General features: G+C 43.4%; 27 protein-coding genes and 1 riboswitch. Of the genes, 12 read left to right on the top strand and 15 right to left on the bottom strand.

Translation table 11 applies throughout. From position 1 onward, the window contains the following. The first annotated feature begins 52 nt into the window (after positions 1-52). Entirely contained in the window at positions 53-241 is a 189-nt protein-coding gene (locus BQ4305_RS17295; protein WP_110929001.1) for a YhzD family protein, read from the top strand. Between the two features lie 46 nt (positions 242-287). On the opposite strand, the gene BQ4305_RS17290 is transcribed toward BQ4305_RS17295, so the two are convergent. Then, the gene (locus BQ4305_RS17290) at positions 288-1,079 is read right to left on the bottom strand and encodes an enoyl-CoA hydratase (protein WP_110929000.1); all 792 of its coding nucleotides are present in this window, start codon (positions 1,077-1,079) and stop codon (positions 288-290) included. Positions 1,080-1,322: 243 nt separating this feature from the next. Between BQ4305_RS17290 and BQ4305_RS17285 the strand changes: the two genes are divergently transcribed. Continuing rightward, positions 1,323-2,180, top strand: a complete 858-nt coding sequence (locus BQ4305_RS17285) for a dimethylarginine dimethylaminohydrolase family protein (protein ID WP_110928999.1) — start codon at positions 1,323-1,325, stop codon at positions 2,178-2,180. Positions 2,181-2,293: 113 nt separating this feature from the next. Here the strand turns inward: BQ4305_RS17285 and BQ4305_RS17280 are convergent, their stop codons facing one another. The 8 genes from BQ4305_RS17280 to BQ4305_RS17245 form a co-directional block, all read right to left on the bottom strand. Then, on the bottom strand, positions 2,294-3,808 hold the full coding sequence (locus BQ4305_RS17280; protein WP_110928998.1) for a coproporphyrinogen III oxidase: 1,515 nt from the start codon (positions 3,806-3,808) through the stop codon (positions 2,294-2,296). Between the two features lie 90 nt (positions 3,809-3,898). Continuing rightward, entirely contained in the window at positions 3,899-4,714 is an 816-nt protein-coding gene (locus BQ4305_RS17275) for an urease accessory protein UreD (RefSeq protein ID WP_110928997.1), read from the bottom strand. Next, on the bottom strand, positions 4,711-5,328 hold the full coding sequence (gene ureG, locus BQ4305_RS17270) for an urease accessory protein UreG (protein ID WP_110928996.1): 618 nt from the start codon (positions 5,326-5,328) through the stop codon (positions 4,711-4,713). Before ureG ends, BQ4305_RS17275 begins: the two co-directional genes overlap by 4 nt. Before the next feature lie 40 nt (positions 5,329-5,368). Further along, on the bottom strand, positions 5,369-6,067 hold the full coding sequence (locus BQ4305_RS17265) for an urease accessory protein UreF (protein ID WP_324611599.1): 699 nt from the start codon (positions 6,065-6,067) through the stop codon (positions 5,369-5,371). Next, entirely contained in the window at positions 6,048-6,494 is a 447-nt protein-coding gene (ureE, locus tag BQ4305_RS17260) for an urease accessory protein UreE (RefSeq protein WP_110928995.1), read from the bottom strand. The genes BQ4305_RS17265 and ureE overlap by 20 nt, the downstream gene beginning before the upstream one ends. A 9-nt stretch (positions 6,495-6,503) precedes the next feature. Then, positions 6,504-8,213, bottom strand: a complete 1,710-nt coding sequence (gene ureC, locus BQ4305_RS17255; RefSeq protein ID WP_110928994.1) for an urease subunit alpha — start codon at positions 8,211-8,213, stop codon at positions 6,504-6,506. 14 nt (positions 8,214-8,227) lie between these two features. Further along, complete coding sequence (locus BQ4305_RS17250; RefSeq protein WP_110928993.1) at positions 8,228-8,536, bottom strand: urease subunit beta; 309 nt, start codon at positions 8,534-8,536, stop codon at positions 8,228-8,230. Positions 8,537-8,558: 22 nt separating this feature from the next. Next, on the bottom strand, positions 8,559-8,861 hold the full coding sequence (locus tag BQ4305_RS17245) for an urease subunit gamma (RefSeq protein ID WP_110928992.1): 303 nt from the start codon (positions 8,859-8,861) through the stop codon (positions 8,559-8,561). A 169-nt stretch (positions 8,862-9,030) separates the two neighbouring features. Here BQ4305_RS17245 and BQ4305_RS17240 point away from each other — a divergent pair, with 169 nt between their 5' ends. Further along, a complete protein-coding gene (locus BQ4305_RS17240) occupies positions 9,031-9,486 on the top strand; it encodes a DinB family protein (protein ID WP_110928991.1) in 456 nt (151 codons plus the stop codon). 377 nt (positions 9,487-9,863) lie between these two features. Here the strand turns inward: BQ4305_RS17240 and BQ4305_RS17235 are convergent, their stop codons facing one another. From BQ4305_RS17235 to BQ4305_RS17225, 3 genes are all read right to left on the bottom strand, one after another. Beyond that, positions 9,864-10,730: a Cof-type HAD-IIB family hydrolase gene (locus BQ4305_RS17235; protein ID WP_110929677.1), complete on the bottom strand. Its 867-nt coding sequence runs from the start codon at positions 10,728-10,730 to the stop codon at positions 9,864-9,866. A gap of 175 nt (positions 10,731-10,905) precedes the next feature. After that, on the bottom strand, positions 10,906-11,256 hold the full coding sequence (locus BQ4305_RS17230; protein WP_110928990.1) for a YlbF/YmcA family competence regulator: 351 nt from the start codon (positions 11,254-11,256) through the stop codon (positions 10,906-10,908). Between the two features lie 61 nt (positions 11,257-11,317). Further along, the gene (locus BQ4305_RS17225; protein ID WP_110928989.1) at positions 11,318-12,454 is read right to left on the bottom strand and encodes a DUF445 domain-containing protein; all 1,137 of its coding nucleotides are present in this window, start codon (positions 12,452-12,454) and stop codon (positions 11,318-11,320) included. Between the two features lie 139 nt (positions 12,455-12,593). Here BQ4305_RS17225 and BQ4305_RS17220 point away from each other — a divergent pair, with 139 nt between their 5' ends. The 6 genes from BQ4305_RS17220 (at position 12,594) to BQ4305_RS17195 (ending at position 18,137) form a co-directional block, all read left to right on the top strand. Further along, positions 12,594-13,946, top strand: coding sequence for a YheC/YheD family endospore coat-associated protein (locus BQ4305_RS17220; RefSeq protein WP_110928988.1), 1,353 nt, complete (start codon positions 12,594-12,596; stop codon positions 13,944-13,946). A 12-nt stretch (positions 13,947-13,958) separates the two neighbouring features. Next, a complete protein-coding gene (locus BQ4305_RS17215; RefSeq protein ID WP_110928987.1) occupies positions 13,959-15,050 on the top strand; it encodes a YheC/YheD family endospore coat-associated protein in 1,092 nt (363 codons plus the stop codon). Continuing rightward, positions 15,034-16,401, top strand: a complete 1,368-nt coding sequence (locus tag BQ4305_RS17210; RefSeq protein ID WP_110928986.1) for a YheC/YheD family endospore coat-associated protein — start codon at positions 15,034-15,036, stop codon at positions 16,399-16,401. The genes BQ4305_RS17215 and BQ4305_RS17210 overlap by 17 nt, the downstream gene beginning before the upstream one ends. Beyond that, a complete protein-coding gene (locus BQ4305_RS17205; RefSeq protein ID WP_110928985.1) occupies positions 16,398-17,597 on the top strand; it encodes a YheC/YheD family endospore coat-associated protein in 1,200 nt (399 codons plus the stop codon). Before BQ4305_RS17210 ends, BQ4305_RS17205 begins: the two co-directional genes overlap by 4 nt. Before the next feature lie 45 nt (positions 17,598-17,642). Beyond that, positions 17,643-17,855 (top strand): YheE family protein, encoded by a 213-nt coding sequence (locus tag BQ4305_RS17200; RefSeq protein WP_110928984.1) that lies wholly within the window; start codon positions 17,643-17,645, stop codon positions 17,853-17,855. A 90-nt stretch (positions 17,856-17,945) separates the two neighbouring features. Continuing rightward, positions 17,946-18,137, top strand: coding sequence for a hypothetical protein (locus BQ4305_RS17195; RefSeq protein WP_110928983.1), 192 nt, complete (start codon positions 17,946-17,948; stop codon positions 18,135-18,137). 29 nt (positions 18,138-18,166) lie between these two features. Here the strand turns inward: BQ4305_RS17195 and BQ4305_RS17190 are convergent, their stop codons facing one another. Continuing rightward, entirely contained in the window at positions 18,167-18,976 is an 810-nt protein-coding gene (locus BQ4305_RS17190; protein WP_110928982.1) for an MBL fold metallo-hydrolase, read from the bottom strand. Positions 18,977-19,200: 224 nt separating this feature from the next. Between BQ4305_RS17190 and BQ4305_RS17185 the strand changes: the two genes are divergently transcribed. The 3 genes from BQ4305_RS17185 (at position 19,201) to BQ4305_RS17175 (ending at position 21,841) form a co-directional block, all read left to right on the top strand. Further along, the gene (locus BQ4305_RS17185) at positions 19,201-20,088 is read left to right on the top strand and encodes a PucR family transcriptional regulator (protein ID WP_110928981.1); all 888 of its coding nucleotides are present in this window, start codon (positions 19,201-19,203) and stop codon (positions 20,086-20,088) included. A gap of 130 nt (positions 20,089-20,218) precedes the next feature. Beyond that, positions 20,219-21,319, top strand: a complete 1,101-nt coding sequence (locus BQ4305_RS17180) for an ABC transporter ATP-binding protein (RefSeq protein ID WP_110928980.1) — start codon at positions 20,219-20,221, stop codon at positions 21,317-21,319. 60 nt (positions 21,320-21,379) lie between these two features. Continuing rightward, entirely contained in the window at positions 21,380-21,841 is a 462-nt protein-coding gene (locus BQ4305_RS17175; protein ID WP_110928979.1) for a GNAT family N-acetyltransferase, read from the top strand. 106 nt (positions 21,842-21,947) lie between these two features. On the opposite strand, the gene BQ4305_RS17170 is transcribed toward BQ4305_RS17175, so the two are convergent. Beyond that, the gene (locus BQ4305_RS17170; protein ID WP_110928978.1) at positions 21,948-22,190 is read right to left on the bottom strand and encodes a hypothetical protein; all 243 of its coding nucleotides are present in this window, start codon (positions 22,188-22,190) and stop codon (positions 21,948-21,950) included. Positions 22,191-22,301: 111 nt separating this feature from the next. After that, positions 22,302-23,687, bottom strand: a complete 1,386-nt coding sequence (gene fumC, locus BQ4305_RS17165; RefSeq protein WP_110928977.1) for a class II fumarate hydratase — start codon at positions 23,685-23,687, stop codon at positions 22,302-22,304. Positions 23,688-23,878: 191 nt separating this feature from the next. Further along, positions 23,879-23,990: riboswitch (SAM riboswitch) on the top strand. Positions 23,991-24,036: the final 46 nt, after the last annotated feature.

Below are 24,036 nucleotides of genomic sequence, written 5' to 3'. Positions count from 1 at the left end.
GATAGCAATACGATGTAATCAGAAGGAAAACAGTGTATGGGGAGGCTGACGCATGAGCAAACTTTATAAACTGACCGTTTTTGATCCATCCGGAGAAAAACTGCTGGATGAATCGATCAATGCGGAGAACAATAACGACGCGAAAGAAATTGCTGAAAGGATTTTAGAAGAAAAGGGCTATGAAGAACGCACGCATCGTTGTACGGCACCAGACGGAAAAATGATTGTATTCCACCGATGACACACAATAAAGGCGTATGAACTATTCATACGCCTTGTTTTGTTTTTTATTTACCTGTAAAATTCGGCTTCCTTTTCTCGACAAAGGCACGGATTCCCTCGAGATGGTCTTCTGTTTTACGCATTTTCATCTGTGCTGCTTTTTCGATTTCCAATATTTTCAATAGGAGCGGCCGATTTTTTTCACTGAGGATTTTTTTTGTTTTGACCATGGCCTGTATTGGGCTGGCAAGCCAGCCCTCGACCTTGCGATGTACAGCTTCCTCTAAAGAGCCCTCTGCCACTTCGTGAATCAGACGTTTTTCGAATGCTTCCTGAGACGTGAGCACCTTTCCTTCCCAAATCAGTTCCTTGGCACCGACTTCTCCCAAACGCCTTTCAAGGAAAAAGTGTCCCCCTCCATCCGGAACCAAACCAATTCCGATGAAATTCATCGCTATTTTGCTGTCAGACTCTGCGATCAGATAATCCGTAGCCAAAGCCAGGCTTAATCCTAATCCTGCAGCTGCACCATGGATAGCGCTGATCGTCAGCTTAGGCATGAAATAAAGCGATGTCACTAATTCGCTGATTCCGTCCATAAGTTCATCAAATTGCCCCTCCTGCCCCGCATCCATCATCATTTTGATATCTCCGCCAGACGAAAACGCTTTCCCGTTTCCCTTTAAGATCACGATATCAATATCTTCATTCTCTGATACTTCTTTTAAGGCTTTTACTAATTCCTGCAGCATTTCCGGATTGATCGCATTCATGGACTTCGGGCGATTCATCGATACAGTCGCTGTTCTGCCATTATAATCGACCAGGACATTCGACAAAGCAGATTCAATTTCCACTCCTCTTCCTCCTCTGTAAGCGATTCTATAATCATTATACAATCTATCCACTTTTAATTGTTGTACTTTTTTGAATTTTTATACAAACAAGGACTAATTGTTATGTTAAGCTGGCTGATGAATTCATAAAAGCCCCTGCCTGCAGATTTTTCCCTGTATTTTTCAAAAGCAAGTTATTAGCTGTTTTTTCAGTGCGATATTAGGGAACTATATAAGTATCAAAAAAATGGGGGAATATGAAGTATGCTACAAACAAAAAAGTCAGCAACAACGGCCTGCTCTTGCAGAACGGAGTATGGAACGTTAGAAAAAGTAATTGTCTGCGATCCAGAACATATGAAAATCCGCGATATTATTAATGAAACCCAAAAGAAATATATAAAGAACAATATCAACATCACTGAAGCGCTCAAACAGCATAATAATTTCGTTGCAGCCATGGAGAAGGAGGGAATCGAGGTTATTAAACTGCCTTCCCTTCCAGAGTTTCCCGAGCAGGTCTTCACGAGAGACATCGGTTTTACCATTGATGATAAAGTGTACTTAGCAGAAATGGCACAGCCCATTCGACAGGGAGAAGAAGAAATCCTGCGTTCTTGGCTTACTGAACATAATGTCCCTTATCACAATATCAGCAAAAAACATATCGAAGGAGGGGATGTCATTCTGGACGGCAAGCAGTTATACATTGGGCAAAGCTCCCGAACCCATGAAGTTTCAATTGACTACTTAAACGAAATGCTGCCGGATTATGACATTACTGCTATCTCTTTTGAGGAAAAATATCTTCATCTGGACTGCATATTCAATGTCATATCACCGAATGATGCCTTAGTTTACCGTGATGCCATTGATCCAGAAGTCTTAAAGAAGCTCGAAAGCCGATACCATTTAATTGAAGTGCCATCAGAAGAACAATTCACCTTGGGTACGAACGTGCTTTCAATTGGGGATGGCAAGATCATCAGCCTGCCTGTCAATAAAAAGACGAATGATCAGCTTAGAAAAAAAGGGTTTACAGTTATTGAAGTGGACATCAGCGAAATCATAAAATCCGGCGGGTCATTCCGCTGCTGTTCGATGCCGCTGCGGAGGGCCTGATAAAGCGATTTAATCCGAGTAATTCGGGACTTCGTTTGCTTGTCTAAGAATTATCTGCCATTAAAAGAAGGCACCGAGAGAATATCCTCCGGTGCCTTCTTTAGCTTCCGAACCTATATCTGGGAGCTTTCTTCTTTAAATACTTCTTCAAGCATCTCAATTTTCTTATGAGTATAATGCTCAAAATTATCATTATACGATTTTGGATCCTTTGGATTGGCAAAATGTTCGATTTTTCCTGTGACAGGATGGACAAATTTACTCGCCGCTCCGCATCCCAGACCAAGAATCGTTTGCTGTTCTTCCATAATCATAATATTATAGATGCTTTCCTGCCCAGGTATGGAATAACCCACATTTTCCAGATTGCCCAGAATGTTTTTCTGGCGATATAAATAGTAAGGCATATATCCTTTTCTGGCCGTCCAATCTTCGGCGGCATGCATCATCTTTTCTACTTCTTCCCGTGAAGCGACTTTATATTTTTGTTTATTTCTGGTCATTTCGGAAGCACGTTTGAAAGATAATGTATGAACCGTTAAAGACTCAGGCATCAGTTTTTCTGTTTCATCCAGTGTTGTTTCAAATTCAGGCAGTTCTTCTCCCGGAAGTCCGATGATCAGGTCCATATTGATATTGTTCATGCCCATCCTTCTGGATAGATGGAACTTATCTATTGTTTCCTGAACTGTATGGTGCCGTCCAATCGCTTTCAGGGTTTCTTGAATGTAAGACTGCGGATTCACGCTGATTCTGTCAATATTCCATTTCTTCAATACTTCCAGTTTCTCAGGGGTAATCGTATCCGGACGCCCCGCTTCAACTGTTACTTCCCTGACATTTTCCACATCCGGGAAAGATTCGTACATCTCTTCATACAGCATATCCATTTCTTCAGCCGTAATGCTGGTCGGAGTCCCGCCGCCATAATAAATGGTCGTAATCTTAATTCCCTTCTCTTTCAAATAGCGGCCCATTTCCTTAATTTCATAATGCAGACCGCCTAAAAAGGAAGTAACCGATCCTTGGCGCCCATTAATGGCATAAGCCGGAAACGTACAATATGCGCATTTGGTTGGGCAGAAGGGAATGCCAATGTAGATGCTGACTTCTTTTCTAAGCTCATATAAATCCGGAACAACGGCCAGCTGGCGGTCCACGATTCGCTGCATCAAATCGATTTTTTCATCTGAAATCAGATAATCATTCTGCAGTTCCGCATAGGCTTCATCAGCAGAAAGACCCTGGTGCAGCTTTTTATGAAGCAGCTTTGTCGGCCGGATGCCAGTGAGAATGCCCCATTTTTGTGTCATCCCTGTCAGCTGCTGAAGTACCTGAAGATAGACATTCGAGACAGCCCTTTTGACTTGTATGAATCGTTCTTTCTCTCCGGCAGGAAGAACAAGCTCTTCGTCATGGTGTGCGGTAAACTGCAGGCCGTCCTCATGATGAACCAAGACGGCTGAAACATCGACCCTTTTGCTTACCGACCATTGAAATTCAATCGTGATGTCCGGATCCTCCATTGCTTTCTGTGCAGCCTTGGATTCTTCAAAAAAGAGATTTGCTATATTTTGAAGCGGCCGCTGGAACCGCTCATCATTTAACCCTTTTACTTCTATATTCAAGATAATCACCTATCTGTATGCTGATTTTAAAATATCTTATAAGTTTACCCAATCAGCATATTCTGGTCAACTGCCATGACGCCGGCCTCTTTAGTATTTGCGGTAAAAAACCCCGGTCATCTTTTTTAACACTTTCTTTCTGAGAATCGTTTCACATTCAGAGAATGCCTTTTCAATGACCTGTGTCTGGTTCGCTAATATCCTTAAGAAAAATCCATTCACCGTCAGGCGGGACATGCCTGCCCGGATTCCCTGAAAGCTTTCTGCCTTCCCCCAAATCATTTCCATCACCGTTTCATTGAGCTCCTCATGAATAAACAATAATGAACCGTAATGAGTGAACCCTTCAAGCTGCAGCATGGAAGATAATAGATCTTCTCTCTGGAGCACAAGATTATCATAGATAATTCTTTTTCCTTCATAAAACACATCCATCCTGGAGCGTATCCAGTCATAGCTAAATTCCCGCCGGTCCTCCGACCATCCCGGAGTAAAAATGTCCGTCAGTATCAAACCGGATCCTTTTTCCATTCTTACTGCCGTTTCCTGTGCATATCTTGCATGCTCAAAAGCTATCACCGGATCCTGAAGCAGGGTCAAAAAACTGTCCTGTCCCAAATAAATATCAGTATGCTGCCGTGCAGGACCTCCTGTAGTCTTATAGACTTTGGCAGCGGACTGGGTTGTCAGCGTCAGCTCTGCTCCTTCTTCCAGATGAAAAGACTGGTGATAGGTATCTCCGCTTACATATCCGCCGCCCACATGAATCAAAAAATAGGTTGGAACCTGATCATCAAAAAAAACCGGCCGGGACAGTTTGAAGGCCCCATCAAAATATGTATCTGTCAAAATGGTCCGTCCATTTTTTTCAGCCGCCTTCAATACCAGTTTCCCTGTCAGCGTCATTGGTCAATCCCAATCAGAAAAGCTTCAGACTTGATCCATTGGATGACATCATCCAAGCCCTGCCCGGTCTTAAGGTTTGTGAAGAAAAATGGCTTGTTTCCTCTTGTTGCCAAGGTATCTTGTTCCATCACCTCGAGGCTTGCCCCGACATATGGAGCCAAATCGATTTTATTGATGATAAACAGGTCAGACTTGATCATTCCCTGTCCGCCTTTACGAGGAATTTTTTCTCCCTGCGCTACATCGATGATATAGATGGAAAAATCCACAAGCTCAGGACTGAATGTAGCTGCCAGATTGTCACCTCCGCTTTCTACAAAAACTAATTCGAGCCCCTCATGACGATCCGTAAGTTCTTCAATCGCTGCAAAATTCATGGATGCGTCCTCTCGAATAGCTGTATGCGGACATCCTCCTGTCTCCACTCCAATAATACGATCCTCCGGCAATACGCCGTTTCTCATCAAAAACAAAGCATCCTCTTTTGTATAAATATCATTGGTCACAACCGCCATATTCACATCTTTTTCCATTGCACGCGTCAGTTTTTCAACCAGCATGGTCTTTCCGGCTCCCACGGGTCCGCCAATTCCGATTTTTACAATTCCGCTCATCTTTCAGGCCTGCTGTTCCAGGCCTTCACCTCTCCTTCTGTCAGCTCATAAATAGTCGTACATTTAATCTTTCATGTCTCATTTGGGAAATTTCAAGTCCCGGTTGAGTCCTCCCCAGATCACCGCTATCCAGTTTAGCTGCAAGCCTGGCTGCCTTCTGGATTTCTCCGTGTGCCCAAATCAGCAGCTTCTGCCCCGCCGTCTGTCCCAATGGAATTCCTCTTACTGCATTCTGAATTAAGGATGACACTGCAGCATAAAGACAGGCTTCGATGGCAAGGCTGCTGGGATAATCCAATTTACAGCATACGAGAGCAAAGACAATTGCTGAATGACCGCAGCTCTCTTTTTGTTTCATTCTTTGATAATAAGCAGCTAAAGCTTCTGATGGATAAAGCTCTAAACAGAGCTTGGCCATCTGCTGGCCTATTCTTCTTGTCCCCTCTCTTGATTCGGAAGGAGCATTGCCAGTAAAAAGGATCTCATCCAGCTCCCATATTTTTTCCCATTCATTATTTTCCAGGTAATCATAGGCCATTTTGCAGGCAAGTCCATCGTTATATACAAGCGTATGGGCAATATACACTCCCAGGAACTCTTGGAATGTCAAAGAATCGACAATTTTCCCTTCCTGAATATATGTTTCCATCCCAAACGAATGGGAAAAGGCTCCTGAAGGAAAATTCGAATCACACAGCTGCAGCAGCGGGAAAATACCCTCATTCATGAGAATGGCCAATGTGACGAAAAGCCTGTCTGACTTTTCTCTTTTCCCGTTTATAAGGAATTCCCAGCTCTGCTAACAGTTCTTCCACCAGATAATCATATTGGACAATCATTTCATCGCCTTCAAATTGGGCAGGCAAGTGCCGGTTGCCTAACTGATGCGCAATCTCACCCATTTGCCCAATGGATTCCGGCAGGATGGTCAGCACATCATCCGCCAAAGTCGATATCACAATCCGATTTTTTTCATCCTGATGAAGAATATCTCCGTCCCTTAGATCTTTGTTCTCCAAGAGTCTGATACCAATGACATTTCCATGGTCAGTTGTTACGCGCTGAATTCTTTTCCTTAAAGAATCGCTTTCTAAATAAATCTTTTCCGTATGGCCTGTCCACTCGTTTACCGTGTGTATATTGCCAATCACTTTTTCTACTATCATACTTTCACCTCAAAATAAGAAATAACGCTGTGCCATCGGCAGCACCTCGGCCGGTTCGCAATAAATCAATTCACCGTCTACCTTGACTTCATACGTTTGCGGATCCACCTCAATTTCCGGCGTTTCTCCATTTAGCTTCATATTACTTTTTTTTAGATTTCGAACATTCGTAACAGCTTTCACCATTTTCTTTAATCCCAGTTCTTTATGCACTCCTTTTTCATAAGCCGATTGTGAGATAAATGTGACGGATGTTTGATGAACGGCTTTCCCAAAGCTTGCAAACATTGGTCTGTATAAAACAGGCTGAGGCGTGGGGATTGAAGCATTCGGATCACCCATAACGCTGTGAGCAATCATTCCGCCTTTAATAACCAAATCAGGCTTCACTCCGAAGAAGGCAGGATCCCAGACGACCAGGTCAGCAAGTTTGCCGACTTCCACCGAACCAACTTCATCGGAAATCCCATGGGTCAGCGCCGGGTTGATTGTGTATTTGGCAATATACCGTTTGACTCGAAAATTATCTCCTGTCCGTGTTTCTTCTTTCATTTTCCCGCGCTGTTTTTTCATTTTATCAGCTGTCTGCCAGGTTCTCATGATGACTTCTCCTACCCGGCCCATGGCCTGAGAATCCGAGCTGATCATGCTGAACACACCTAAATCATGCAATATATCCTCTGCTGCTATAGTCTCTTTACGAATGCGTGAATCGGCGAAGGCAATATCCTCCGGTACGGAGGGGTCTAAATGATGACAGACCATCAGCATGTCCAAATGTTCCTCGAGCGTATTGATGGTATAAGGCCTTGTTGGATTCGTAGAAGACGGGAGAACGTTTGGATAGCTGGCCGCTTTAATAATATCCGGGGCGTGGCCTCCCCCCGCTCCTTCTGTATGGTATGTATGGATGACTCTGCCGCCGATGGCTTTCATCGTATCTTCCACAAAGCCCCCTTCATTCAGCGTATCCGTATGTATGGCAACCTGAACATCATATTCATCGGCCGCTGTCAGACAGGCATCGATCGCTGCAGCCGTTGTTCCCCAATCTTCATGCAGCTTAAGACCGATCGCTCCGGCCTCGATTTGTTCGATCAAAGGCTCTTTGGAAGAGGCATTTCCTTTTCCTAAGAAACCAAGATTCATAGGGAAATGATCAGCTGCTTCAAGCATTCTGTGAATATTCCATTTTCCGGGCGTACAGGTCGTTGCATTTGTCCCGGTTGCAGGTCCTGTTCCGCCTCCAATCATAGTCGTAACCCCGCTCGTCAAAGCTGTCTCAATTTGCTGCGGGGCAATAAAATGGATATGGGCATCAATGCCTCCCGCTGTAACAATCAGGCCCTCAGCAGCAATAATTTCGGTCGCTGCCCCGATCACTATCGTCACTCCATCCATTAAAAGAGGATTTCCCGCTTTGCCAATGGCGGCAATCCTTCCGTCCTTCACCCCGATATCTGCTTTAATAATTCCGGTGTAATCTACAATCGTCGCATTCGTCAGAACAAGGTCCATCACTTCATCCCTGAGAGCCAGAGGATGCTGTCCCATTCCGTCGCGAATCACTTTTCCGCCCCCGAACTTCACCTCATCCCCGTATTGAGTAAGATCTTCCTCTATTTCTATAAACAGATCCGTATCAGCCAGACGGACAAGATCTCCTTTAGTCGGGCCGAACATATCCGCATATTGCCTTCGTGACATTTCATGGCTCACTTGCCATTCCTCCCTTATCCAATAATCCGGTTAGTCTTATTGTTCAGCCCGTAAATTGCCTTCTCTCCCCCAAAAGGAACCAATTCTACTTCCTTTGGATCTCCCGGTTCAAAACGGACAGCCGTTCCAGCCGGTATATTAAGATGCTGTCCAAGTGCATCTTCCCGGTCAAACTCTAACGCTTCATTCACTTCGTAAAAATGAAAATGCGAGCCAATCTGCACCGGGCGGTCCCCCCGATTGACAACCTTGATCAGAGTGACCGGTTTCCCTGCATTGCAGATAACGGGTTCTTGCTTCAAAATATACTCTCCGGGCTTCATAGCAGAATCCTCCTTTTCTTTATCACTGGATAGGATTATGGACAGTCACCAATTTTGTCCCATCCGGAAATGTCGCTTCCACCTGAATATCATGAATCATTTCTCCAACCCCTTCCATCACATCCTCGCTTGATAAAATCGTTTTTCCGTATTGCATAAGCTCCGCAACCGTTTTACCATCTCTGGCCCCTTCCACAATTTCATAGGTAATGATAGCGACGGCTTCCGGATAATTCAATTTCAGGCCGCGCTGCATTCTCCTTCTGGCCAGATCGGCAGCTACAACGACCATTAATTTTTCTTGTTCCCTTGAGGTTAAGCGCATCTCAGCTCTCCTTTATGTAAATTAAATAACCATGCTATGTAATATTAACTAACGTATTTTCATTATATATAATTTTCTGATATTTTCAAGAGCCGCCTAATTGCTGATTATTTGCGGTGCAGCGCAGGATACCGTTATAATTTAAAGGAGAAGATTGGAGGTAAAGACTATGGACTATGTAAAAAGACAGTTAGAGATGATGCGCAGGAATTTTCTGCAGGAGCTTGCGGATATCAGCGCCGAAGAAGCAGATGTGCAGCCTGAAGGATTCAATAATACGATTCATTGGCATATCGGGCACGTATTGACAACTGCCGAGAAGTTTTTGCTTGGCTTTCCGTATACAGGAAATCTTCCTGCCGAATACGAAAAACTATTTGGATATGGTTCAAAGCCATCCGACTGGACAGACGACGTCCCTTCCATGAATGAATTGAAGGATAAATTGGAAGAACAGCTGGAAAGACTCCTTACCATTCCAGAAGAACGGCTGAGCGAGAAACTCGAACAGCCATTTATGCAATTCGAAACCTACGGTGAATTGGTTTCTCTAACCGTCATTCACGAGATGAACCATCTTGGACAAATCCATGCCATGAAACGGCTGGTCAAAAAGAATGCATAAAATGCCGGGACAAGAATAAATAGAGGCATTGAGAGGCTCTCCCCCTCGTTGCTTTTGGTCATTTCGGATGAAATTGCGGTTACAATTCGTTGATTTCCACTCCGCACTTGCTTTCAGGGCGCGGGGAGACTCCAGCGAGAAAAGCGCCCACCCGGAGTGGAAATCAACCTACGCAATCATTTTATTTTTAAATAAAAAAGAGTGCAGGCAAACTCGTAATTCTTCGAGTTTGCCTGCACTCTGAAATCAAATTTCTCAAGGGGAATTTGATTTTTTTATACTTCCCGGACACGGGTCATGCCTGCTGCCTCTCGCTCATACCGGCCCCCAGGAACAGCCAATTGTCCTTATCTAAAGAAGGGCTTTGGCCAGCCCTCTCATTTCAGCATATTCATCTTCATCAAAAAATCAATAGGATGCTGCTTTCTGAAAAATTCCTTTAGCATGTATGCAACTCCCTGTTCATCATTGGTCCGGGTGACCCACTTAGCAGCCCGTTTAACTTCAGGTTCAGCATTTCCCATCGCCACTCCGAGCCCGCTTCCTGCAATCATCTCTAAATCGTCGAGACCGTCCCCGATTGCCACTATTTCACTCCGCTTTACTCCCAGATAGTCGGCCAGATATAATAACCCATTCCATTTAGCGACGCCTTTCGGGACAAGAGTCAGTTTTAAATCTCCTGTTTGAATGATTCCCACTTCAGGAAACAGTTCCTTCAATAAGCCGATCATCTCCTGCTTTTCACTCCTAGATGCGAATACAGTCTCAACCTTCGTAGCTGCGAAGGGGTTTAAGGCAAGTTCTTCACTTATAAGATCTACAAACTCTTGAGAATAAAGATTTTGTTCATAAGGAGAAAAGACGGCCTTTCCCAATAAATTTTCAGGAACGTTGACTCGGTTTCCAACCGAACGTTTTTCATGCACAAGCTGTATTTGACATTCTGTTTTTTCAAGCAGCTGAACTAGTTCAAGCGTTAATTCTTCAGACATTCTTTTTATGAAAATCGGCTTATCAATCGTCTGTCCGACGAATGCACCGTGATGGGCAATAATCATTGGCTTAATTTTTAAAGCCTTTGCCACCTTTTTAGCCGAATGATAGTTCCTTGAAGTGACAAGCGAAACATGGACACCTTTTTGGTGAACATATTCAATCGCTTCTTTCGTCAATTTATTTAAACGGCCATTTGATTGAAGCAGCGTCCCATCAATATTAACCGCAAGCAAACGATACACCATGCTGATCTCTCCCCCATCTGTCATGTGTCCTTTCTTATTTGTATGCAGATACAAAAAGACATAGAACGTATTACCTTTCTTGGCGGCGTCATCCATCTATCGTCTAATCTTCATTACGGCAAAGAAAAAGACAGGCAGAGAAATAAATCTCGGCCTGTCTTTTATATTTCCGTCCTTATTTATCTGAAGGACCGTAAAGCTCTTCCAAAGGCTTCATGATGATTTTATTTAAATCCGCAATCACCAGGCTCATCCTTTGCTCTGCTTCCATCAATTGAGAAATAGTTGGGTTCTGCTGAACAAGCTGAACCGTCTTTTGAGCCTGTTCTACTTCTTCAGGAGAAATCTCTTCTCCCATCATCTGCTTTTGTTGCAGCTGCATTTGAAGAGTACGGAAGTTTTCAAACATCCCTTTTGTTGATGCATCACTGTTCACCAGTTCATACAGGCGCTTTAAATCCGCATATTCGTTGCTGTCTCGAATGGCCTTTTCCATTCCATAAGCCGTATCGTAAATGTTGCTCATTAAGTAAATTCCTCCTCTTTATACAGGACTTCTCATCCACTATAACAAATGAAACGCACTTTTACAGCAATAACATGACAAACCCTTGGAATAATCCGATAATCCCGCCGAGAAGTGCCCCGAGATACGTAATCATGGATAATTCTTTTTTCGTAATCGATATAACCATTTGTTCCAATCTGACAACAGAATAGGATGCTACTTGTTCTTCCACAATTTCTTCCAGTCTGAGCTTTTTGAACATTGGCTGTATATGCGTAATCATATAGGCAATCAATTTCTCAACAGCGGCCGGAATCCCTTTCTCTGCCAGCGGATCGGCAAACCTCACAGCCCAATCACCAATTGGCTGATTCATGAAAGATGACACTGGGATGAACTCTGGGATCACAGCCGTCAAGGATTCCTTAATTGAATCGCTGCCAATGGCCTGCTCAAAACGTTTAAGCTTCCATTTGGTGATGTTTTCCCACTCTTTCTGAATAAGCACCGTTAATAATTCCGATGTACGCGGCTGTTGTAAAAACTTTATGATTTCCGGATGAATTTTATCGATAATTTTTTCATTTCCCAGGAACATCTGGATCAAATTCATCATCTTTCCGCGTTCCTTAAAGAAATCATCGATCATAATTTCGAGACGTGCCTTGCCTGCAGGACTGTTAAAGTACTCTGTTCCTTTGGAAACTATAAACTGTGACACAGCCGGAATGCTCTCGGCAGCTTTTCCTTGAAGCTGTGAAGGCAGAAGTTCATCCAGACTTTTGTCACGATTCTTATCCATCCAGGCGTCATAACGGGCAAGTACATATTGCTGCACATTGCTTTCAAGAGATTTCGCCGTGTCCTCTAACCCATACTCCTTTAATATTTCATCCAAGCTTTGCTCTGAAGCAAGAAAATTTCTTGCTTCCCGCTGCAAAAAGCGCGTCAAATTCTGCTGTGCTGTTCCGTTCAAAACTTTTCTTTCAATGCTCTCTGGAGTAATTAAATGCTCAACGACCAATTTACCCAGCTGTGAAGCCAGTTCCTCCTGCCGTTTTGGAATCAGGCCCGGTGTGAAAGGAAGCCTCTTGCCGAACACATGAATCGCTTTATAAGGCCGGAAAAGCATTCGAATCGCCAGCAAATTGGTAAACCCTCCGATCAGGGCTCCGATTATAATCATAAATCCAATTTTTATCCATACATCTTCCATGCTGATTCTCCTTTTACTGCTAAAAAAATATAGCCGGATAGACACTTTCTTTATAGGAAAAACATAAAATACGTTATCCACATTTGCCCATCGCTTAATTATAAAAGGAACCTAAAATTAGTGCAAACGGAGAAGTCCTATGAAACCTAAAATTCAAAAGGCAGAAATTCTCCCTGAGGAATTGAAGCAAACGAAGGCTGCTGTCGGCATTTCTGCCGGCCTGTTGATTGACCGTGGGCTGAAAGAAGGGCAATCTGTCATCGTAAAAGCCGGACACAGATCTATCTCAGCGGAAATACAATCTCTGAATGTTCCCGGCGTGAAGCTTTGCTTTTCCAGGAGTGCCAGGCAATTCTTGTGCCTGCCCCATTTTGAGTATCCCGTTTCCATCGAATACTGTGAAACCGAAAACACCCTCGTTATCAGTACATTTTTAGCCATCGTGACCAATCAGTCTTTACAGAAAGACCAAACTTTCGGTCCAATGGATAAATTTTTCAGAGAAATGGGATTATACAGCCGCATGAAAGGATACACCTTATACATTGCCTGTCCTCAGGACTGCTCTGATCAAAAAATCCAGGGAGTCTGGGAAAACGCCGGTCAGTGGGAAGAAACTGATATGCCTCTGGCAGAAGCCTTTTATAATCGTATCCATTCCAGAAGACTTGAAAGAGGCGCTGCATTCAGTGAGTTTACCAAACAATTAGCGGAACAGGGCATTCCTATATTTAATGGTTCTTTTCTAGCTAAGCACGATGTTCACGCGATTCTAAGCAATGAACCCATCTCTTCGTATATTCCTGCAACGATCCCTCTATACCGCCCAGAATCCATTCTTCCCTTTCTCAATGAATACCCTGTCCTTTTCCTCAAGCCAACTTTCGGGAGCCAGGGAAGAAATATATGTAAACTCACGAAAAAAGGAACGGATTTTTCAGTTGAGCACTCAACACACCCGCATGAAAACCGGGGCTCTGTCAGCCTTGATGAAGTCCTGCGGCTCATAAGGAAACTCTGTCAGAAACAAGCCTATATTGTTCAGGAAGGCATCTATTTATTTGAGGATGAGGGAAAAAAATTTGATTTTCGCTTTCTCCTTCACAGAGAGCAAGAAGATTGGAAGGTCAGTTCATCCACAGCCCGTTTGGGAGATCAAAATCAAATCGTCTCCAATATTGCCCAAGGGGCTGAAATGATCAAAGCCTTAAACCTTTTAACCAGCTTGTTCGACCGGTCCGAAGCATACCAGCTGTACCAAGAGCTAAAAGAGCTCGCATTAGCGGCAGCCCGGCTTCTGTCAGGAAAACACCCTTCCCTTTTAGGAGAGCTTGGCATTGATTTAGCGCTCGACCGGGAAAAGAAGCCTTGGATCATCGAAATAAACTCCAAGCCTTCGAAAAAATACGAAGGAGAATATGAACGATACCGTCCCTCTGTCAAACCGATAATTGAGTATATGAAATACTTAACGTCTAAAAAAAGTCCATAGAGAGGGGTTGGCATGATGCTTCTCGGATTAATGACCAGCAGCCTGACGAGTGAATTACGCTACTTCACCCAAATTGCCAAATCAGCAAGAAAATATGATGTGGATGTTTGCCGGTTCACTCCCGAACAAATTGATCCGGATAGCCGGAGTATTTCAGGTGAGGTTTTCAACAAGAAGTCCGGAAGATGGGAACCCGATACGCTGCAGCTGCCGGACTTTGTTTATGACCGCAGTTTTCACGGCTTAAAACGAGACAATACACGCAATAAAAAAAACATATCCTGGCTAAAGGAAAACATTCCTTTTTTAGGATACGGACTTCCCGGAAAGTGGGAATTGTATGAAGCACTCAAAGGCAGTTCTTTATTACAGGCTTTCCTGCCAAGCACGATAAAGCTGGCAAATGCAGATGAAGTCTGGCAGCAGCTCGAACTGAATGAAAGTGTCATCCTGAAGCCTGAATACGGAGCTCGCGGAATTGGGATTTACCATCTGCAAAAAAAAGAAGAGGCTGTCATTGTCCGCCTTCCGGCAAATGCCGAAAGACCGGAGCGGACTTTCCGCTCTAAAGCCATTTTCAGCAAATGGGCAAACAAATTGCTGAGCAAATACGGGTACCTTTGCCAACCCTTCTTAGACCTGTCCACAAAAGAGAAGGAACCTTTCGATGTTCGAATTCTCCTTCAAAAAAACCAGCAAAACCGCTGGATTGAAAAAGGACGCGGCATCCGGCTCGGTCATAAAGAAGGGATCACTTCCAATATCGCAACCGGCGGAACAGTCCTTGAGCTAAGTGAATTTGAGCGGCAGTATCCTGGGTCTGTCCCTAAAACAGCCGAACAGACCATCGAGCATCTATTGTTCTGTATTCCAAAAGAAATGGAATCCCATTTCAAGCCTCTATTTGAGCTTGGCATCGACCTTGGGATAGACCGTGAGGGCAAAGTATGGATTCTGGACGTCAATTCAAAACCGGGACGAAGGACCATAGAGATTCTTCATCCCGAACGAATGCCGGCCCTTTTCGAGGCTCCTGTTCTTTACTCCAGGCACTTGGCCGAACAATCTCTGAAAGCTGGTGATGATCATGAAAAAATTTTATGAAGCGGAAATCGCTAAGATCCCCGGCCATATCTGTTTCTACCCATCCGAAATGAAGAACGTAGGGGAAATTGACTTAATTAATTTTGGCCAGCATTCATGCACGGCCATAGTCAAGCGTAACCCATCGGTACAACAGAATATTGTTCTGTCAGAAGACCTTGCCCAGGCCTTGCATTTTAATGAAAATAACACGCCATTACACTTATTTGTTCATGAAAGACGGCTTCACTTAGGACCGCTTGTAGGCATATTTTCTTCCGGCTTCACCGGAATCGAGAATAAACCAGTCGGAGAACGTTCCGGTTTTTTTGCAAACCTTCTTGCCTTAAAAAAAACAACTGGTTGCATCCCCTACCTGTTTGGAGAACAGCATATTAATTGGGAAGATGAAACCATCCGCGGCCATGTTTTCCTGGACGGAAAATGGGCCATCGAAACGTTCCCTTTCCCTAATGCTGTCTATGACCGGCTTCCAAACCGGAAAACGGAAAATAAAGATGCCATGCAGGAGATTAAACGAAAGTTTCAGAAGGACTATGTTATTCCCTGGTATAATCCAGGCTTTTTCAACAAATGGGACGTACACGAAAGGCTTGCCGCCGATCCGGGTGCCAAGCCTTTCCTTCCTGAAACGCGGCCGTTTGATTCTTTTTCCTCTATTGAAACGATGCTCTCCGAATACCGGCAGGTCTATATAAAACCCATTAACGGAAGTCTTGGGCTCGGGATTCACCAGATTGTATATGATTCCAAGGAACATTGGTATTATTGCCGATATAAAAATGAAAAAAATGAAAATAAGCTGCAGAGATTTCCTTCACTAGAGTCCTTGATGAACCATGTATTTAAAGGAAGCCCGCTGGATAATTTCATCGTTCAACAGGGAATTCCCCTTCTGAAATACGAAAAACGGTCTGTTGATTTCCGTGTGCATACAAACAAAGACAGCGACGGAAACTGGCAGATCAGTGCCATAGCTGCAAAGGTAGCCGGTCCGGGAAGTGTGACAACACATGTGAAAAATGGCGGAACAATCAAAACTCTCGCTGAATTGTTTCCAGCGGAAGAGGAAGCACAGCTGGCGGAGAAAAAGCTGTCTGAGGCCGCCCTTATATTGAGTAAAAGCCTCGAAGAACGCATGGAAGGGATTATTGCCGAAATTGGTTTTGACCTTGCCTTGGATAAGGATCAGCATGTCTGGATGTTTGAAGCCAATTCTAAACCAGGCAGATCGATTTTCTCCCATCCGAAGCTGAAAGAGTTTGAAGCATTAACGAGAAAATTAAGCATTGGTTATGCGATTTATTTGACCGAACAATCTATTGCAGGAACGGCTGGAGCTTCAAGATGAACATCTATTATGACTCCGAAGCAGAAGAATGGTTTCATTCCGTTTCTGGAGAACAGCTTTTTTTAGGAAAAGATTCTTCTGAAGTACCGTATAGCCCCCTGAATGACCAGGTTTTCCTAAAACGGGAACTGACAATTTTCCCAGGAAAGAAAGCATTGACCGCTGCCATTCTTACGACGCCTTCTTCTAAAAGAAATCAACCATTCTCAGGCAATCACGAGCTATTTAAGGACCTGCATCTGCATCTTTTATCCAAGGGCATTTTCTCTTATGTCTTTACTGCTGAAACAATGCTCGGTCCTGACTGCCGGGGCTACATCTACCAGAAGGATACAGACAGCTGGACTGACGTAAAGGTACCTTTGCCTGATATTGTATATAACCGGATCCCTTCTCGGTCTTTCGAAACATCCGATACTTTCAAAAGATTGACTGATTACTTCAGCAGACACTCGATTCTCTTATTTAACCAGTGCTTTATCGATAAATGGGAACTATACGAAATATTCAGCGAGGATCCGGCCATCTCAAGGCATCTGCCGGACACGATTCATGCTCTCACCTTCCAAAAACTCCGTGCTTTCCTTACCAAGCATAGACATGTGTATTTCAAACATCGGAAAGGAAATCAGGGGAAAGGTATTTTTACCATTAAAGAGCTGGACGGCGGTACAATAGAAATGGCTACTATGACAGGCAGCCAGATTTTCTTATCTTTCGAGGAATTTTGGGAGCAAAGAAAAGAAGATCTGTCCAAAAAGAAATGGATTGCCCAGCAGGCCATTACTCCCCAAAAAAAAGAAGGCCATCGGTTTGACTATCGCCTTCTCGTTCATTACCAGAACGGACAGTACAAACTCACAGGGAAGGCGGTTCGGATATCGCAAACACAGGAGATAACGACACATACAGCACGGGGCGGCATTTTAGGCCGCTATGAAAGATTCCAAAGCCCTGCGCTCGAGAAACAGTTCGCCCGTTTAGCCAACCGCTGCGGCACGGTCTTATCGGAAAAGAAAGGTTTTTTCGGTGAGTTCTCAATCGATATCGGAATCGATACAGATGGCCGCCTATACATGTATGAAATCAATTCAAAACCTATGCAATTTGATGAGCCCTATATAGAAGAACAGCGTCTTGCCTCATTAAGCAGCCTTTTCATTGAATTAATTTTCCCCCAATATGAGTGTTCATGATGTACTCTTTGCTATAATGAAGAGAGCGAAAAGGGGGAAAATGGCATGCTGACACATTTCCAATGCAAACCGCTTTATAAAGATCAAACACTGCCTGGGTGGGCGATTTCCTTTTACTATGAAAAGAAACGTTTCAAGGCCATTTATCATAAAAACGGAGAAATCGAGTGGCTCAACGGGATGCCTCCAGAATCTGAAAGTCAGAAGGTGAACAGTTTCATCCATGAGCTGATGGTATTTCATGTGTATGAAAGATAAGCAAAAAATGCATTCTGACCAGAGTGCCGTTTTTTACATGTATCGATGCTTCTCTTTCCCGCCATCCTAATCATCAAGGAGGGAAACCATTTGAAAAAGAAACCCGCATTTTTGAAGGACACAGAATTCGAAGGTAAGGATCAAACCTACCTGGACATCGACCGAATTATTAATGAAGGCATGGCCGGAGGAAATGTTTACACCTCAGGCGAAAAGCAAAATATTGAGGAAGCTCATGAATTTTATGACGAAACCACTCCAAATTCAAATAATCTGTCATAAGAACCAGGGAGCGATAAAGGCTCCCTTTATTATTCATAGACACTCCCGTTTCTTTTCAAAATAGAAGTAATGATATGTAATGAATCCCATTCACCTTCAGATATATCAATTAAAGGATATTTGCGCGGAAAGAGACTTTGTTGAATCTCGGCTGCAGTCCATCCCTTCTGATCCATCTGAATCACTTTTCCCTGTAAATTCTCCAGATATTCCAGCTTCCTTCGAAACATTTCCTTGCCATTTGGAATATGGCCTGCATGGGAGCAATATATTTCTCCAAAATCAAATTCCAGCAGCCTGTGGATGGAATCTATAATTTCAGGTACAGACTCTTCGCGCAGCATCAGCTTTGTTCTTGGCGTTACATATAAATCACCGGAGAAGACTGCTCCCCTGCTTTCATTTAAGAAAACCAGATGGTCAAATGCATGCCCCGGAGTAAAGATTGCCCTCCACTTTTCTTTTCTGCTGCTAAAGGCTTCTTCCAGAGGCACTGCCTTAAAGGCTTCTCTTGCTCCCCAAATCGCATGCCGATATTCAGGATACTCCGCCTCTTTTCCGAAGGTCTCAACCGAAATGGGATTGCAGTACAGCGGTATTGCTAAATGTTCCTGCAGCCATTTCGCTCCGCCGCTGTGGTCTTCATGGTAATGTGTAAGAACCGCCTTTTCAAAATCATTTGCTTTAAAAAACGGGATAAAGTCCGGAAGCAGGGACTGTGAACCTGTATCAATCAGCAGTCCATCAATTACATAAACCGCTACACTCATCGCTGACCCTTTTGGCCCCGTCGTTCCATATGCCATCGTCACATCATTGATTTTCTTAATCTCGAGCATCCTGTCCCTCCATTGCTAATGAAATTTAAATCCTTCTTTCATTTTACCAATAATGAGTGAACACTCAATCATTTTTATCCAACATGAAGAAACTTCGTCAACATCCCTTCACCCATTTTTCCGCCGCTGAAAATGAATAGATAATGATGTGTATAATCCGGCTGACGTCTTATAATGAAAGGAGACAACTAACTGCCCGTATCTGAGAAAAGAAGGTGACGAATGTGATCACAAAGTTATTAAAAAAATATCCCAATGCTATAGTAAAAACCGCTGACAGGAAAAAAGACCAACATTATATCTGGTTTTCGCTGCCCAGCCAAGAAATAATCGGAATTCCTCAAGATGATATTAGCAAGGATGAACTTTCCCTCCTTGAAACCTTATTTATTCGCCTTTCCGAAGCAGACAGTTCAATCCCCGGCTATAAACAGCAATGGAAGGAATTTTTGCTGCAGTCTGAGGCCCCTATTCCTGTTACGAATTGGTCTGAAGCACGAGTTCTCCAATTCCAGCTTGCACAAGCAGATGACATGAAGGAGGATTTCGAAGAGGCCTTTTTATCGCTTGTCGGTTCTGATGCTATTCTTTTATGGGAAAGCCCTCAATCAGGGCTGCTCATTGAAGGCGCTTCACCGGAAAAACTGGTTAAAATCGAGCTGATTCCCATTATCCAAACTCTCGAAAGTGACTTTTACACCAAGATTCTGATGTTCCTTGGGAACTTCCACAAGGTGGATCAAAGCTTCCCTCTTCACTTCTCTGAAGAAGTAAAATGTTTTCAAGGCACGGAACGTCCATTAGCAAACAGAAAAGTAGCCGATTTGGCAGATGCCCTCCCCTATCTGCTGGCTGAAAAGCCAGAAAGCCTGAACAAGAAATGGTTTGTTGAGCAGCTGCTTGGCGAGGCTTCAGCAGATGCAGAACTTTTGAAAACAGTTAAAACCTATATTGAATCCAATTCGAATGCTACCCTGGCAGCCAAGAAGCTGTACATCCACCGCAACAGCCTGCAATACCGGGTAGATAAATTCATTGATAAAACTGGGCTTGATATTCGGGCTTTCCCGCATTCTCTTACAGCCTACTTCCTCATATTGCTCGACAGCTGAGGCTGATTCCTTACAGGGTGCCCATTATTTTTGTATCTTTTTTGTGCACCCTGCCTATGTTTTTTCCCTATTCAATGGCTTACACTTATCGTATAAAAGCGAAGAAAGAACAGCTGAAAGGAGAATTCATATGGCAGAACTGATCTTAGATCATATTTATAAAACATACGATAAAAATGTAACCGCTGTAAAAGATTTCAATTTGAAGATTGCGGACAAAGAATTCATTGTGTTCGTCGGTCCTTCCGGCTGCGGAAAATCTACTACATTACGAATGATTGCAGGACTGGAGGAAATCTCAGAAGGCGATTTATACATTGACGGCAAACGCATGAATGATGTCTCTCCTAAGGATCGGGATATTGCCATGGTATTTCAAAACTATGCGTTATATCCTCATATGACCGTGTACGATAATATGGCTTTCGGACTTAAACTGAGAAAAATGTCGAAGAATGAAATCAAGTCAAGAGTTCAGGAAGCAGCCAAAATTCTTGGGTTAGAGGAATTTTTAAAAAGAAAGCCAAAAGCATTGTCAGGAGGTCAGCGTCAGCGGGTTGCCTTGGGCCGGGCGATTGTAAGGGATGCAAAGGTCTTCTTGATGGATGAGCCTCTTTCCAATTTAGATGCTAAGCTGCGTGTCCAGATGCGGGCTGAAATCGCCAAACTTCATAAGCGTCTCAACACGACCACTATTTATGTAACCCATGACCAGACTGAAGCAATGACAATGGCCACCAGGCTGGTTGTCATGAAAGATGGGATTATTCAGCAAGTCGGGGCACCGAAAGAAGTATATGAAAACCCGGAGAATGTTTTCGTCGGCGGGTTTATCGGATCGCCAGCTATGAATTTTTTCAAAGGTAGATTGTCAGACGGCCGTTTTCAAATTGGAGCCTTGTCACTGACTGTGCCCGAAACCAAATGGAATGTCCTTAAAGATCAAGGGTATGCAGGTAAAGACCTGCTCGTAGGCGTCAGGCCGGAAGATTTCCATAATGAAGCTGCCGTACTTGAAAAATCCCCGGTATCCCGATTTAATACTAAAATCGATGTTTCTGAGCTGATGGGTGCAGAAATCATGCTTTATTCTTCTATTGAAGGGCAGGAATTTGTAGCGCGTGTAGACGCCAAGCATCTCATTCAGGCCGGTGAAAAAATTGACCTGGCCATTAATATGGAGAAAGTTCACTTCTTTGATATCGATTCAGAGCAGCGGATTCGGGAATAACCAATGATAAACGCAAGATTCTCTCATTAGAGTGTATAAATCGTTTTAAAGGGGATATACATGAAAATTTGCAGAACAAAAGATTTCAATTTAATTGCTGCATTAAATAAATATGTACACGATTTGCATCTAAACTTGTACCCTCAGTATTTCAAAGAATATAATTTTGAAGACATTAAGGATTTTTTCCAAGGGATCATCACTAAAGAGAATTTCATTTTTTTAACGTTAGAGGATGATGGACAGGCATTAGGATATGCCTGGATTGAATTAAGAAATTATCCTGAGAATGCCTTTAAAAAGGCCTATAAATCCATTTATATACATCAAATAAGCATCTCAGAAGCCCACAGAAAAATGGGATACGGCACTAAGCTGATGGATGAGATTACTGGTATTGCCCATACAAATGGGATTGAAAAAGTCGAATTGGACTACTGGACTGCAAATGATATGGCCGAAACTTTTTACCGGAAAAATGGTTTCACTAACTATCGGGAGTTTGTTTATAAAGACTTGTAATAGCGGAACTCTCATCAAAGAACGAAGTGCGTTGTGCACTTCGTTCTTTGATTTCATCTATACATACTGCAGACGTCTTTAATAAACGACCGCCCTTCCAAACCATTTACTCTTTCACTAAAACCACTTCATCTGCTCCGCATTCCGGGCAGTGCAGCAGATGCGGACACTGTTCATTTTTCAGCGAGTCCGGAAACCCGTCATTTTGCTTTAACGTGTTGATTTCTTCATAGGCACTGTACTCGTCATAATAATCCATTACTTTCCCGCTGTCTTCCATTACCTGACTGCAGTTCGGACATTTTTCCTGTATCGCTCTCAGGCCATTGCATAACGGACATACTGCCATGATTCGTTCCTCCTTTGTACCTTGTACTATCTTTACTTTTCCCCAACAGAAAAAGTCCAATCAAAAAAAATCCTCCCGGCTAAAAGGGAGGATTTTTCATCATGCTTGCGATTACTTATTATTCACCATTTTTTGAGGGTCGACCCATGCTTGGAACTCTTCATCGGTCAAAAAGCCCAGTTTCAAGGCTGCTTCTTTCAAAGTGGAATTTTCTTCGAAAGCAAGCTTCGCAATCTTGGCGGCCTTCTCATACCCAATATGCGGATTTAAAGCCGTTACAAGCATTAAAGAACGCTGTACATTTTCTGAGATTTTTTCTTCATTTGCTGAAATGCCGGCAGCACAGTGATCATTGAAGGATAGAATACCTTCCGTCAATAATTTTACGGATTGAAGAAAATTATAAGCAATGACAGGCTTGAACACATTTAGTTCAAAGTTTCCCTGACTTGCAGCAAATCCGATCGTTGCATCATTACCGACGATTTGCGTAGCAATCATTGTCACGGCTTCACTTTGAGTTGGGTTTACTTTGCCAGGCATAATAGAGCTTCCCGGTTCATTGGCGGGGATGGATATTTCGCCAATCCCGCTTCTCGGACCGCTTGCCAGCCACCGGACATCATTGGCAATCTTCATCAAGTCTGCTGCTAACGCTTTCAGTGCACCATGCGCATATACCGTTTCATCATGGCTTGTCAGGGCATGGAACTTGTTATCTGATGTCTGGAATGGATGGCCTGTATCTTTGGCAATCTGTTCCGCTGCCTTTGCTGCAAACTCGGGTTTTGTATTAATTCCTGTTCCTACAGCTGTTCCGCCAAGTGCCAGATTCAATAATTTCTTGCTGCTTTCTTCAATCATTTCCAAGTCTTTATCCAGCATAGCTCTCCAACCGGATATTTCCTGCCCTAACGTTACCGGCGTGGCATCCTGCAGATGAGTCCGTCCGATTTTCACAATATCCCAGAATTCTTTCTCCTTCTCTGCCAAAGTATCACGCAATACTTTAATTGCAGGGATCAGCTTGTCTGCCACTTCCATATATTGAGCTATATGCATAGCCGTCGGGAAAGTATCATTAGAACTCTGAGCTTTATTAACATCATCATTCGGATGCAGCGTTTCTGAATGGCCGTTTTCCTTTAACCATTCATTCCCTTTATTCGCTACCACTTCATTCACGTTCATGTTGCTCTGAGTGCCGCTTCCTGTCTGCCATACGACAAGCGGGAAATGATCATCGAGCTGACCTTCGAGAATCTCGCTGCAGATTCGGACGATGGCATCTCTTTTCACTTCTGATAAATCCCCAAGATCATAGTTCACTTTTGCTGCTGCCTGTTTGACATAAGCAAAGGCCCTGACCAATTCTAAAGGCATCTTTTCGTAGCCAATTTTAAAATTATTGCGGCTCCGTTCTGTCTGAGCTCCCCAATATCTGTCTGCGGGAACTTTCACTTCTCCCATTGTGTCCCGTTCAATTCTGTACTCCATTATGTACCCCTCCCGGTTTTCATCCTATGGTTTGCCAAAAGATGACTTGAGTTATTAGAATATTTAATCTACCCTCTAATTGTACAGAGTTGTTTTTTCGAAAGCAAAAGAAATGATGAATAAAATGGAAAAACACAGGTTGACAGATTTCTATATTTATAGTAAATTCATAAATAATTGAATTATCCAAACTCTTATCAAGAGAGGTCGAGGGAGTTGGCCCGTTGACGCCTCAGCAACCTTCATTGCCGCCATGCATTGAAAAGGTGCTAATTCCACAAGCAATTGCTTGGAAGATAAGGAGACGGCTCTTTTGAAAAAACAAAGTCTTCTTCTTAGAAGGCTTTTT

The sequence above is a fragment of the Bacillus massiliglaciei genome, from assembly GCF_900098925.1.
Taxonomy (GTDB): domain Bacteria; phylum Bacillota; class Bacilli; order Bacillales; family DSM-1321; genus Peribacillus; species Peribacillus massiliglaciei.
The sequence above is the reverse complement of the archived record's forward strand: the minus strand, read 5'-3'. Positions and strand labels throughout refer to the sequence as shown.

What these genes read in the sequence shown, in the direction of transcription:
- BQ4305_RS17295 (WP_110929001.1), top strand. Translation starts at nt 53, where the DNA reads ATGAGCAAACTTTATAAACTGACCGTTTTTGATCCATCCGGAGAAAAA.
- BQ4305_RS17285 (WP_110928999.1), top strand. Translation starts at nt 1,323, where the DNA reads ATGCTACAAACAAAAAAGTCAGCAACAACGGCCTGCTCTTGCAGAACG.
- BQ4305_RS17275 (WP_110928997.1), bottom strand. Translation starts at nt 4,714, where the DNA reads ATGACGCTGACAGGGAAACTGGTATTGAAGGCGGCTGAAAAAAATGGA.
- ureG (WP_110928996.1), bottom strand. Translation starts at nt 5,328, where the DNA reads ATGAGCGGAATTGTAAAAATCGGAATTGGCGGACCCGTGGGAGCCGGA.
- ureE (WP_110928995.1), bottom strand. Translation starts at nt 6,494, where the DNA reads ATGATAGTAGAAAAAGTGATTGGCAATATACACACGGTAAACGAGTGG.
- BQ4305_RS17250 (WP_110928993.1), bottom strand. Translation starts at nt 8,536, where the DNA reads ATGAAGCCCGGAGAGTATATTTTGAAGCAAGAACCCGTTATCTGCAAT.
- BQ4305_RS17245 (WP_110928992.1), bottom strand. Translation starts at nt 8,861, where the DNA reads ATGCGCTTAACCTCAAGGGAACAAGAAAAATTAATGGTCGTTGTAGCT.
- BQ4305_RS17240 (WP_110928991.1), top strand. Translation starts at nt 9,031, where the DNA reads ATGGACTATGTAAAAAGACAGTTAGAGATGATGCGCAGGAATTTTCTG.
- BQ4305_RS17235 (WP_110929677.1), bottom strand. Translation starts at nt 10,730, where the DNA reads ATGGTGTATCGTTTGCTTGCGGTTAATATTGATGGGACGCTGCTTCAA.
- BQ4305_RS17230 (WP_110928990.1), bottom strand. Translation starts at nt 11,256, where the DNA reads ATGAGCAACATTTACGATACGGCTTATGGAATGGAAAAGGCCATTCGA.
- BQ4305_RS17225 (WP_110928989.1), bottom strand. Translation starts at nt 12,454, where the DNA reads ATGGAAGATGTATGGATAAAAATTGGATTTATGATTATAATCGGAGCC.
- BQ4305_RS17220 (WP_110928988.1), top strand. Translation starts at nt 12,594, where the DNA reads ATGAAACCTAAAATTCAAAAGGCAGAAATTCTCCCTGAGGAATTGAAG.
- BQ4305_RS17215 (WP_110928987.1), top strand. Translation starts at nt 13,959, where the DNA reads ATGATGCTTCTCGGATTAATGACCAGCAGCCTGACGAGTGAATTACGC.
- BQ4305_RS17210 (WP_110928986.1), top strand. Translation starts at nt 15,034, where the DNA reads ATGAAAAAATTTTATGAAGCGGAAATCGCTAAGATCCCCGGCCATATC.
- BQ4305_RS17205 (WP_110928985.1), top strand. Translation starts at nt 16,398, where the DNA reads ATGAACATCTATTATGACTCCGAAGCAGAAGAATGGTTTCATTCCGTT.
- BQ4305_RS17200 (WP_110928984.1), top strand. Translation starts at nt 17,643, where the DNA reads ATGCTGACACATTTCCAATGCAAACCGCTTTATAAAGATCAAACACTG.
- BQ4305_RS17190 (WP_110928982.1), bottom strand. Translation starts at nt 18,976, where the DNA reads ATGCTCGAGATTAAGAAAATCAATGATGTGACGATGGCATATGGAACG.
- BQ4305_RS17180 (WP_110928980.1), top strand. Translation starts at nt 20,219, where the DNA reads ATGGCAGAACTGATCTTAGATCATATTTATAAAACATACGATAAAAAT.
- BQ4305_RS17175 (WP_110928979.1), top strand. Translation starts at nt 21,380, where the DNA reads ATGAAAATTTGCAGAACAAAAGATTTCAATTTAATTGCTGCATTAAAT.
- BQ4305_RS17170 (WP_110928978.1), bottom strand. Translation starts at nt 22,190, where the DNA reads ATGGCAGTATGTCCGTTATGCAATGGCCTGAGAGCGATACAGGAAAAA.
- fumC (WP_110928977.1), bottom strand. Translation starts at nt 23,687, where the DNA reads ATGGAGTACAGAATTGAACGGGACACAATGGGAGAAGTGAAAGTTCCC.